The 9,886-nt window shown below is 52.1% G+C and carries 13 protein-coding genes; 6 read left to right on the plus strand and 7 right to left on the minus strand.

Annotation, left to right across the window (positions count from 1 at the left end):
* Window positions 1-422: 422 nt before the first annotated feature.
* Window positions 423-977, plus strand: coding sequence for a gamma carbonic anhydrase family protein (locus L6R44_RS23725; protein ID WP_237425592.1), 555 nt, complete (start codon window positions 423-425; stop codon window positions 975-977).
* Here L6R44_RS23725 and L6R44_RS23730 read toward each other — a convergent pair.
* From L6R44_RS23730 to dprA, 6 genes are read right to left on the minus strand one after another with little or no spacing between them, the layout of a single operon-like run.
* On the minus strand, window positions 953-1,201 hold the full coding sequence (locus L6R44_RS23730) for a DUF1488 domain-containing protein (protein WP_032644524.1): 249 nt from the start codon (window positions 1,199-1,201) through the stop codon (window positions 953-955). The genes L6R44_RS23725 and L6R44_RS23730 overlap by 25 nt on opposite strands.
* Complete coding sequence (aroE, locus tag L6R44_RS23735; RefSeq protein WP_237425593.1) at window positions 1,198-2,016, minus strand: shikimate dehydrogenase; 819 nt, start codon at window positions 2,014-2,016, stop codon at window positions 1,198-1,200. The genes L6R44_RS23730 and aroE overlap by 4 nt, the downstream gene beginning before the upstream one ends.
* A 4-nt stretch (window positions 2,017-2,020) precedes the next feature.
* The gene (gene tsaC, locus L6R44_RS23740; RefSeq protein ID WP_237425594.1) at window positions 2,021-2,593 is read right to left on the minus strand and encodes an L-threonylcarbamoyladenylate synthase type 1 TsaC; all 573 of its coding nucleotides are present in this window, start codon (window positions 2,591-2,593) and stop codon (window positions 2,021-2,023) included.
* Window positions 2,586-3,140, minus strand: a complete 555-nt coding sequence (locus L6R44_RS23745) for a DNA topoisomerase family protein (protein WP_237425595.1) — start codon at window positions 3,138-3,140, stop codon at window positions 2,586-2,588. The genes tsaC and L6R44_RS23745 overlap by 8 nt, the downstream gene beginning before the upstream one ends.
* A 26-nt stretch (window positions 3,141-3,166) precedes the next feature.
* Window positions 3,167-3,640 carry a DUF494 family protein Smg gene (smg, locus tag L6R44_RS23750; RefSeq protein WP_008503477.1) on the minus strand — a complete coding sequence of 158 codons (474 nt, stop codon included), beginning with the start codon at window positions 3,638-3,640 and terminating at the stop codon, window positions 3,167-3,169.
* Window positions 3,612-4,736 (minus strand): DNA-protecting protein DprA, encoded by a 1,125-nt coding sequence (dprA, locus tag L6R44_RS23755; protein ID WP_237425596.1) that lies wholly within the window; start codon window positions 4,734-4,736, stop codon window positions 3,612-3,614. The genes smg and dprA overlap by 29 nt, the downstream gene beginning before the upstream one ends.
* 127 nt (window positions 4,737-4,863) lie before the next feature.
* On the opposite strand from dprA, the gene def reads away from it, so the two are divergent.
* The 5 genes from def to mscL all read left to right on the plus strand — a co-directional run bounded on the left by def (window position 4,864) and on the right by mscL (window position 9,641).
* Window positions 4,864-5,373: a peptide deformylase gene (gene def / locus L6R44_RS23760; protein ID WP_008503479.1), complete on the plus strand. Its 510-nt coding sequence runs from the start codon at window positions 4,864-4,866 to the stop codon at window positions 5,371-5,373.
* 25 nt (window positions 5,374-5,398) lie between these two features.
* Window positions 5,399-6,346: a methionyl-tRNA formyltransferase gene (gene fmt, locus L6R44_RS23765; RefSeq protein WP_237425597.1), complete on the plus strand. Its 948-nt coding sequence runs from the start codon at window positions 5,399-5,401 to the stop codon at window positions 6,344-6,346.
* A gap of 52 nt (window positions 6,347-6,398) precedes the next feature.
* Window positions 6,399-7,685, plus strand: coding sequence for a 16S rRNA (cytosine(967)-C(5))-methyltransferase RsmB (gene rsmB / locus L6R44_RS23770; RefSeq protein WP_237425598.1), 1,287 nt, complete (start codon window positions 6,399-6,401; stop codon window positions 7,683-7,685).
* 22 nt (window positions 7,686-7,707) lie between these two features.
* The gene (gene trkA, locus L6R44_RS23775; RefSeq protein WP_008503482.1) at window positions 7,708-9,084 is read left to right on the plus strand and encodes a Trk system potassium transporter TrkA; all 1,377 of its coding nucleotides are present in this window, start codon (window positions 7,708-7,710) and stop codon (window positions 9,082-9,084) included.
* Between the two features lie 146 nt (window positions 9,085-9,230).
* On the plus strand, window positions 9,231-9,641 hold the full coding sequence (gene mscL, locus L6R44_RS23780) for a large-conductance mechanosensitive channel protein MscL (RefSeq protein WP_023309449.1): 411 nt from the start codon (window positions 9,231-9,233) through the stop codon (window positions 9,639-9,641).
* On the opposite strand, the gene L6R44_RS23785 is transcribed toward mscL, so the two are convergent.
* Complete coding sequence (locus L6R44_RS23785) at window positions 9,642-9,857, minus strand: alternative ribosome-rescue factor A (protein WP_237425599.1); 216 nt, start codon at window positions 9,855-9,857, stop codon at window positions 9,642-9,644.
* Between the last annotated feature and the right edge of the window lie 29 nt (window positions 9,858-9,886).

Below are 9,886 nucleotides of genomic sequence, written 5' to 3' on the forward strand. Positions count from 1 at the left end.
AGAGACTTGGTATTCATTTATTGTCCGAAGACATTAAGAATCCATGTCACTTTGAGTGCCCACACAGATTGTCTGATTAATTGTTAAAGAGCAGTGCAACGCGGCTTTCGCTCAGCGTTGCGAGGTGGCGTATATTACGCTTTCCTCTTTCAGAGTCAACCCGTTATTTCAGGATTTTTTTTCTCTTCAACCGAACCGGCTGTTTGTGAAGTGATTCACATCCGCCGTGTCGATGGAGGCGCATTATAGGGATCCCATTTTTTAGCACAAGTATTTTTTAGATCTTTTTTTCCAACTGCTGATTTTCCGCGCTTTTCGCTGAAATCCCGCCCGATCTGCTTAAATATTGACGTATTTTGCCTTGCCTCGATCCATTAATACGATCAAAGTCTTCTGTATAGCGCCCAATCTTAGAGGTAGATATGTCAGCAGTATTACGTCCTTATAAAGATCTGTTCCCTCAAAAAGGCGATCGCGTGATGATCGATGCCAGTAGCGTGGTCATTGGTGATGTCCGAATGGCTGATGACGTCAGCATCTGGCCGCTCGTTGCCATCAGGGGAGATGTTAACTTTGTGTCGATTGGTGCACGTACCAATATTCAGGACGGTAGCATTCTGCACGTTACGCACAAATCCTCCTATAACCCCGAGGGTAATCCCCTCATCATTGGAGAAGAGGTGACCGTCGGCCATAAAGTGATGCTTCACGGCTGCACAATTGGAAATCGCGTACTTGTTGGTATGGGGTCGATCTTGCTGGATGGCGTCATAGTAGAAGATGACGTAATGATTGGTGCCGGTAGCCTTGTCCCGCAAAACAAACGGCTGGAAAGTGGCTATCTCTATCTGGGAAGCCCGGTAAAACAAATCCGCCCCCTTAAGGAGGCAGAGATCGAAGGATTGAAATACTCAGCGAACAACTACGTTAAATGGAAGAATGACTATCTTGATCAGGACAACCAGACCCAGCCCTGATCGTCTTCCTGCTGTTCACGAATTAAATCGCTGGCTTCCTCTTCCAGATCCCAGCGATTTTCGCAAAATACCGCTACTGGATCTGAACCACCAAAACGACGCAACAGCGTCTCCCCATGAATGGCACAGGTCAACTGCATGCCCTGTACCAGCACCGGAAAACAGACCGCTTGTTTATGTTCATCCCAGCTCTCTCTGTCCGGGAAATCAATAGCCTGATTCACGCAGAGAGCTCCTGCTTTAATTTTTCAATGACGGGTTCGACCGCAGGCAGAACGCCATGCCAGAGCAGCACCGCATGCGCAGCCTGCCCCACCAGCATTCCCAGCCCATCGGCTAAATGTTTCGCGCCGTGCTGTTCACACCAGCTCAGGAAAGGCGTCTTCCCTTTCTGGTAGAACATGTCATAGAAGTACATATGCGCACTGACCAGCGAAGCGGGGATCGCCGGGATCTCACCGTTGATGCCGCTGGATGTGGCATTAATGACAAGATCGAACTCTCGTTCGGCAAGATCGTCAAGCGCTACCGCGCTCACGCTGCCGGTATGCGCAAACAACGCCGCCAGCGCTTCTGCCCGGGAATAGGTTCTGTTGGTAATGGTCACCGCACAGTCCAGTGAAAGCAGAGGCAGCAGAACGCCCCGCGATGCGCCACCCGCGCCAATCAGCAGGACGCGGAACCCGGGCTTAATAAACGACAGACGTTCCAGATCGCTAAGTAAACCAATCCCGTCGGTGTTGTCACCCAGAAGGCGTCCATCTTCGAGCCGTTTTAGGGTATTGACTGCACCAGCCAGCGAAGCGCGCTCGGTCAGCTCATCCGCACGTTCGAAGGCCTCCTCTTTAAAAGGAACCGTCACGTTCGCACCTTTGCCGCCCGCGGCGAAAAAAGCCTCCAGCGTAGGGATAAATGCATCCACCGGCGCCAGTACGCGCCCATAGGGATGATTTATCTGCAGCTGCTTCGCAAATTGCTGATGGATCGACGGTGACTTGCTGTGCGCAATCGGATTACCAAAAACGGCATAGGTTTCCATGAGATTACCCCTGGCGAAAACGTTCGCCGGTCAAAGCGTCGCGAATTTCAGAGGGATTCAGGCGCCCTCCCGTTTCGCCGGCAGCGACAGGGAAGTCATTCCCGAACTGTGCCAGCACTTCTTCGGTTGTCCGACAAGGTGGCAGCCCGGTCAGGTTGGCACTGGTTGAGACCAGGGGCTTACCAAATGCCAGGCACAGTTCAACCACCAGCGGATGGTCAGTTACGCGAACGGCGAGGGAATCAAAGCGTCCGGTTAACCAGCGCGGCGTTGTCGGCTGCGCCGGGAAGACGAAGGTCACCGGCCCAGGCCACGCGGAGAAAATAGTCTCGCGCTGCGCTGGCGTCAGCATGGAGTCATCGATATAGGGTTTGAGCTGCGCGTAATTCGCAGCGATCAAAATCAGCCCTTTCTCGACGGGTCTTTGTTTTAAGGCAAGCAGGCGGCTTACAGCCGTCTCGCTGTCAGGATCGCAGCCGACCCCAAAAACAGCTTCAGTTGGATAGGCGATGACTTCTTCATTTTTCAGTACGTCCACTGCATGCGCAATGGAGGCTGATGGCAGGTTTTTATTCACTATTTTGATCCGCCGTAACCGGCTTTCCACATTGTTTACTGGCGCAGAAGCGTTTCAAGCCTTGCGCGGTTTTCTTCTCTATGAGTAGCGGATAATTACAATGAGGGCAGGTACCCGCTACCGGTTTAAAATTGATAACGAACTGGCATTCAGGATAGCGATCGCACGAATGGAAGGTCTTACCATAACGGGAGCGGCGCTGTACCAACTGACCGCGCTGACACTGAGGGCAGGAAATTGCCGTTTCATCAGGTTTATCAATTTGTTCCGTATGCCCACATTCCGGGTAGCGGCTACATCCAATAAACATACCGAAACGCCCCTGGCGTAGCGCGAGTTCGCCGCCGCAGAGTGGACAATATTGGCCCTCCAGAATTTTAACGACATGTCCATCCGCCTGGCTTTTCAGGGGACGGACATAATCACATTCCGGATACTGTGAACAACCGAGAAACGGGCCGTGTTTCCCGGACCGAATAACAAGTTCAGCCCCGCACTGCGGGCAGGGCTCATTTTTATGCACCGTGAATAGTGCTGATTTGGCCATAACAACTCTTGGTGCTGCACGTTGAATTAGTGCAGCATACCTTCATTCACTTCAAAGAGTAATTCTTCCATTTGCTGATAGGCGTTTTCACAGCCCGGGATATTAAACAGAACCATCAGAATCACCCATTTCAGATCTTCCAGTTCAAATTCTGCTGTATCCAGCGCCATAACGCGCTCTATCACCATTTCTCTCGTTTCGAGGTTCAGCACCTGAATCTGCTCAAGGAATAAGATGAATCCCCGGCAGCTGGCGTCCAGCCTTTCACACTCTTCTGCGGTATAAATGCGTACTGACAATGGGTCAGAAGCAAGCTGCATCGGTTCGGCGAGGCCTTCCTGATAATCAGCCAGTTTTTCCAGCCACATCAACGCATTATAGATATCTTCCCGCTCAAACCCCGCATCGGTAAGATCCTGTGTCAATTTGTCCTGATCCACTCGCATTTCTGCTTCGTTATGGATGTAAGTCTCAAACAAATACATCAGTACGTCGAACATGGCATGCCCTCCTTAATCGGACATAGCCGCCGGGTACAGCTGCGATCCACCCTGCTAACTCCAGTTCGAGTAGCTGTGCTACCGTTACTGGCACAGGTTGGCCGGCACGTTCAGCGACAACGTCAACAGGTGTTACCTCATCTCCTACGTTAGCCAGGAGCTTGGGAAATGGCAATGCCACCTTTCCCTGATCTGATGAATATTGTCGCTTTTCGGGATCTTCCTGCAGCCATTGCAGCCCATATTGCAAATTTTCAAGAATATCCCCTATTTCCGTTACCGGGGTTGCCCCTTGCTTAATCAGCCAGTGGGGCCCCTCGCATCCGGGATTACCTATCGGACCAGGCAAGGCAAAGACTTCTCTCCCCTGCTCGAGCGCGCACCGGGCCGTGACCAGCGAACCGCTTCTCAGCGCCGCTTCAACCACCAGTACGCCTTTGCTAAGCCCGCTGATAATTCGATTGCGACGCGGAAAGTTTGCGGGCCAGGGCTGCGCGGAAAGAGGAAACTCAGACACGACTGCGCCGTCAGCTTCGATAAGCCGCATCGCTAATGCCTGATGTCGGCGAGGATATATGCTAAACAGACCGTTCCCCAGCACCGCGACGCTTCGTCCTTTAACCGACAGCGCCGCGTTGTGGGCCACGCCGTCAATACCGCAGGCCAGCCCGCTGGTGATCGTGAAACCGCTTTGTGACAGCTGTTCGCACAGGATTTTCCCCCATCGCTCGCCGTACCATGACGGGGCACGGCTGCCTACCACCGCCAGCTGAATGGTATTAAGCGTCTCAGGATTACCTTTCAGGAATAATGCCCCGGGGTAATCCGGAATCGTTCGGAGTAAAGGGGGATAAAGTGGATGGTTGGCCGTCAATAAGTGATTTCCCGGCTGCTCAAGCCACATCAGGCTACGTTCTAGCTCGCTCTCATCTGGCGCAAAGAACCGTTCGGCCTGTTTTGCCGTCAACCCGGCGCTTCTGGCGGCGAGCGCGTCGATGTTTTCCTGCATCTCTAGCCGTGCGGCTGCTTCCATCATTACATCACCGCACAGAGACCCCGTGTGTATTAGTCGTAGCCATATCTCGATTGACGTCATCCTTTCCCCTGCCATAAGCGGCCTCTGCAATCATTGCGATTGGTCACTGATGCTGTCAATCGATGGGGGATTTGTCTAGAATAGAGGGAGTATTCTTATCAACTCCTGAACACGACTCTGGAAATTTATGGCAGTTTTGCAAGTGTTACATATTCCGGACGAGCGCCTTCGCATCGTCGCTGAACCGGTCAAAGAAGTGAATGCAGAAATCCAGCGTATCGTTGATGATATGTTCGATACCATGTACGCCGAAGAAGGCATTGGCCTGGCGGCGACGCAGGTGGACATTCACAAGCGTATTATCGTGATTGATGTTTCTGAAAATCGCGATGGTCGTCTGGTGCTGATTAACCCTGAGTTGCTCGAAAAGAGCGGCGAAACCGGTATTGAGGAAGGCTGTCTGTCCATCCCTGAACAGCGTGCTTTAGTGCCGCGCGCCGAAAAGGTGAAAATTCGCGCTCTGGATCGCGACGGTAATCCGTTCGAACTGGAAGCAGACGACCTGCTGGCGATTTGTATTCAGCATGAGATGGATCACCTGGTCGGTAAACTGTTTATCGATTATCTCTCGCCGTTGAAACAGCAGCGTATTCGTCAGAAAGTAGAGAAACTGGACCGTTTGCGTTCTCGCGCATAACGTCCCCCCGGATACAAGGATCATCGTGTCTAAATCACTACGAATTATCTTCGCGGGAACCCCTGATTTTGCAGCGCGTCATCTTGACGCGCTGTTATCTTCTGGTCACCAGGTTGTGGGCGTCTTTACCCAGCCGGACCGCCCGGCAGGCCGCGGTAAAAAACTGATGCCGAGCCCGGTAAAGGTGTTGGCAGAAGAGCATGGACTCCCCGTTTTCCAGCCCGCATCGTTACGCCCGCAGGAAAATCAGCAGCTGGTTGCTGACCTGAATGCCGACGTAATGGTGGTAGTGGCTTACGGTTTAATTCTGCCAAAAGCTGTGCTTGATATGCCTCGCCTGGGGTGCATCAACGTACATGGTTCTCTGCTCCCGCGCTGGCGTGGTGCAGCACCTATCCAGCGCTCGCTGTGGGCAGGCGATGCCGAAACGGGCGTTACCATCATGAAGATGGACGTAGGTTTAGACACCGGCGATATGCTGTATAAGCTGGCTTGTCCCATTACGTCAGAAGACACTAGCGCCACGCTGTATGACAAGCTGGCAGACCTTGGCCCACAAGGGCTTATCGAGACGCTCCAGCAGCTTGCTGACAATACGGCGAAGCCGGAAGTTCAGGATGAAGCACAGGTCACATATGCCGAAAAGCTGAGCAAAGAGGAAGCGCGGATCGACTGGTCCCTGTCAGCCGCTCAGCTTGAGCGCTGCATTCGCGCTTTTAATCCATGGCCAATGAGCTGGATGGAAATTGATGAGCAGCCGGTGAAAGTCTGGAAAGCCTCCGTCATTCGCGGTACGACTGCGGCTGAACCCGGTACGATTATTGACGCCAGCAGGAATGGTATCCAGGTCGCGACAGCAGAAGGCATCCTGAATCTTGAATCGCTACAGCCGGCCGGTAAGAAGGCCATGAGCGCTCAGGATTTGTTAAATTCCCGTCGCGAATGGTTTATTCCGGGCAATCGTCTTGCCTGAGCAAATTAATTCTTAAGGCCCGGTGTTTCCGGGCATTTTTATTTTTACGGTTATGAAAAAACAAAATCTACGCAGTATGGCGGCTCAGGCCGTTGAGCAGGTTATCGAGCAGGGCCAGTCATTAAGTAACGTCCTGCCTTCCCTGCAACAAAAAGTCTCTGATAAAGACAAAACCCTGCTTCAGGAGCTCTGCTTTGGCGTTCTGCGCACGCTTTCTCAGCTTGAGTGGTTGATTAACAAGCTGATGTCACGCCCAATGACTGGCAAGCAGCGCACCGTACACTATTTGATTATGGTGGGTTTTTATCAGCTTCTTCATACCCGCATCCCACCTCATGCCGCGCTGGCAGAGACGGTGGAAGGTGCCGTTGCGATTAAACGACCTCAGTTGAAAGGGCTGATCAACGGCGTACTGCGTCAGTTCCAGAGGCAGCAGGAAGAGCTTCTGGCTGAATTTGCCCAAAGCGAGGCACGTTTCCTTCACCCGGACTGGCTGTTGAAGCGTCTGAAAAAAGCTTATCCACAGCAGTGGCAGGAGATTGCCGATGCCAACAATCAGCGTCCGCCAATGTGGTTACGCGTGAATCGTAATCACCAAAGCCGTGACGCATGGCTGAGCTTGCTCGAACAAGCCGGAATGAGTGGATTCCCGCATGAAACCTATCCGGATGCTGTACGCTTAGCTTCACCGGCACCGGTACATGCTTTACCCGGTTTTGATGAAGGCTGGGTGACCGTACAGGATGCCTCCGCTCAGGGCTGCATGACCTGGCTTGAACCTAAAAACGGTGAGCAGATCCTCGATCTGTGCGCTGCGCCCGGGGGCAAAACAACGCATATACTTGAAGTGGCTCCGCAGGCTAGCGTGATGGCAGTGGACGTCGATGAACAGCGTCTTTCACGCGTCTACGACAACCTCAAGCGTCTGGGCATGAAGGCTCAGGTTAAGCAAGGTGATGGTCGTAAACCCGCCGAATGGTGTGGTGAAACACAATTCGATCGCATTTTGCTCGACGCCCCCTGCTCTGCAACCGGTGTTATTCGCCGTCATCCGGACATCAAATGGCTGCGCCGCGATCGTGATATTAAGGAACTTGCCCAGCTGCAATCTGACATACTCGACGCTATCTGGCCGCATCTTAAAACGGGCGGAACGTTGGTCTATGCAACCTGCTCCATACTGCCGGAAGAAAACAGCCAGCAAATCGCGGCCTTCCTTAAACGTACCCCGGACGCCACGCTGCGCGATACGGGAACGCCTGAATCCCCGGGTCTGCAGAACCTGCCGGGTGCAGAAGAGGGTGATGGCTTCTTTTACGCTAAGCTAATCAAAGAGTGATGTTGAGAACAGGTCACGAGATATGAAGATTATCATTCTGGGTGCAGGACAGGTTGGCGGAACGCTGGCAGAAAACCTGGTTGGCGAAAACAACGACATCACAATCGTTGATACCAACGGCGATCGCCTGCGCGTCTTGCAGGACAAGTTTGACCTGCGCGTCGTGCAGGGTCATGGTTCACACCCACGCGTTCTTCGTGAGGCGGGTGCCGACGATGCCGACATGCTGGTTGCGGTAACCAGTTCTGACGAAACCAATATGGTGGCCTGCCAGGTGGCCTACTCGCTTTTCAACACGCCAAACCGAATCGCACGTATTCGCTCTCCGGACTACGTTCGCGACGCTGAGAAACTCTTTAATTCTGAAGCGGTCCCGATTGACCATCTCATCGCGCCAGAACAGCTGGTTATCGACAATATCTATCGCCTGATCGAATATCCGGGCGCCCTGCAGGTAGTGAACTTTGCCGAGGGCAAAGTGAGCCTGGCAGTGGTGAAGGCCTATTACGGTGGACCATTGATCGGCAATGCGCTTTCCACCATGCGTGAGCACATGCCGCATATCGATACGCGCGTCGCCGCCATTTTCCGTCACGACAGGCCAATTCGCCCGCAAGGCTCCACGATTGTCGAAGCAGGTGATGAGGTGTTCTTTATTGCGGCCTCACAGCATATTCGTGCGGTGATGAGTGAACTTCAGCGTCTCGAAAAACCCTATAAACGCATTATGCTGGTCGGAGGTGGCAATATTGGGGCAGGCCTGGCACATAGGCTGGAAAAAGATTACAGCGTGAAATTGATCGAACGCGATCAGCAGCGCGCTGCCGAGCTGGCGGAAAAACTGCAAAATACGATCGTATTTTATGGCGATGCGTCGGATCAGGAGCTGCTGGCTGAAGAGCATATTGATCAAGTTGATCTCTTTATTGCCGTCACCAACGACGACGAGGCGAATATAATGTCCGCCATGCTCGCCAAGCGTATGGGGGCAAAAAAGGTCATGGTGCTTATCCAGCGCAAGGCGTATGTCGATCTGGTCCAGGGCAGCGTGATTGATATTGCCATTTCGCCACAGCAGGCGACAATTTCTGCGCTCCTGAGCCATGTTCGTAAAGCAGATATTGTCGGAGTGTCATCGCTCCGCCGCGGTGTCGCAGAAGCCATTGAAGCTGTTGCTCACGGAGATGAAACCACGTCACGCGTCGTGGGTCGTTCGATCGACGAAATTAAGCTGCCACCAGGCACGATTATCGGTGCCGTTGTGCGCGGGAATGACGTCATGATTGCCAATGACAATTTACGTATTGAGCAAGGCGATCACGTTATTATGTTCCTTACCGATAAAAAATTTATTACCGACGTCGAGCGTTTATTCCAGCCCAGTCCATTCTTCCTTTAAAGACTTGGGTGTTCGAGTAAGAACACCCACCCTTTATCCTTTTCATTTCTGTGCCTTTTATTTTTCATAACGTTTAATTATCCCGAATGGCAATTGGCTAATCATTTGTTAAACTTATACTCGTCAGCTGGCACAAGGAGAGAACAATGAGTTTTATTAAAGAATTTCGCGAATTTGCGATGCGCGGAAACGTGGTGGATTTAGCGGTTGGTGTCATTATCGGTGCAGCATTCGGCAAGATTGTTTCATCTTTAGTGGCCGACATTATCATGCCACCTTTAGGATTGTTAATCGGGGGCATTGATTTCAAACAATTCGCTTTCACGCTGCGTGAAGCGCAGGGCGATGTTCCGGCAGTCGTTATGCACTACGGCGTATTTATTCAGAACGTATTCGATTTCGTGATTGTCGCGTTTGCCATTTTCATGGCTATCAAGCTGATCAATAGGCTCAACCGTAAAAAAGAAGAGCCGGCTGCAGCACCTGCACCTACGAAAGAAGAAGTCCTGCTGAGTGAAATCCGCGATCTGTTAAAAGAGCAGAATAACCGCGTTTGATCACCAGATAAAAGCAGGAAGGCCAGTGGTAAATAAGCGATTCGCTTGCTTGCCACTGGCCTCCCAGTTACCCCGTTTTTCATGTTTGTTTTTACGCAGATAACTTCCTTTCCCTTTTTTATTTTTCTCAACGCGCTGTCTGAATAACGGGTCGTGAAGTAACGCCTCAATGGCATTGTCCTTAATTTGTCCTTTGGTGTGCTGATAGCGGCTCATAATGTCTCCAGAGCGAGATTAATGACGAC

The sequence above is a fragment of the Enterobacter cloacae complex sp. ECC445 genome, assembly GCF_021892025.1.
GTDB lineage: Bacteria > Pseudomonadota > Gammaproteobacteria > Enterobacterales > Enterobacteriaceae > Enterobacter > Enterobacter chengduensis.

Bases quoted from the DNA above. Each gene is read 5' to 3' on its own strand.
- rsmB (WP_237425598.1), top strand. From the start codon at position 6,399: ATGAAAAAACAAAATCTACGCAGTATGGCGGCTCAGGCCGTTGAGCAG.
- L6R44_RS23785 (WP_237425599.1), bottom strand. From the start codon at position 9,857: ATGAGCCGCTATCAGCACACCAAAGGACAAATTAAGGACAATGCCATT.
- L6R44_RS23725 (WP_237425592.1), top strand. From the start codon at position 423: ATGTCAGCAGTATTACGTCCTTATAAAGATCTGTTCCCTCAAAAAGGC.
- mscL (WP_023309449.1), top strand. From the start codon at position 9,231: ATGAGTTTTATTAAAGAATTTCGCGAATTTGCGATGCGCGGAAACGTG.
- aroE (WP_237425593.1), bottom strand. From the start codon at position 2,016: ATGGAAACCTATGCCGTTTTTGGTAATCCGATTGCGCACAGCAAGTCA.
- trkA (WP_008503482.1), top strand. From the start codon at position 7,708: ATGAAGATTATCATTCTGGGTGCAGGACAGGTTGGCGGAACGCTGGCA.
- smg (WP_008503477.1), bottom strand. From the start codon at position 3,640: ATGTTCGACGTACTGATGTATTTGTTTGAGACTTACATCCATAACGAA.
- dprA (WP_237425596.1), bottom strand. From the start codon at position 4,736: ATGACGTCAATCGAGATATGGCTACGACTAATACACACGGGGTCTCTG.
- L6R44_RS23745 (WP_237425595.1), bottom strand. From the start codon at position 3,140: ATGGCCAAATCAGCACTATTCACGGTGCATAAAAATGAGCCCTGCCCG.
- def (WP_008503479.1), top strand. From the start codon at position 4,864: ATGGCAGTTTTGCAAGTGTTACATATTCCGGACGAGCGCCTTCGCATC.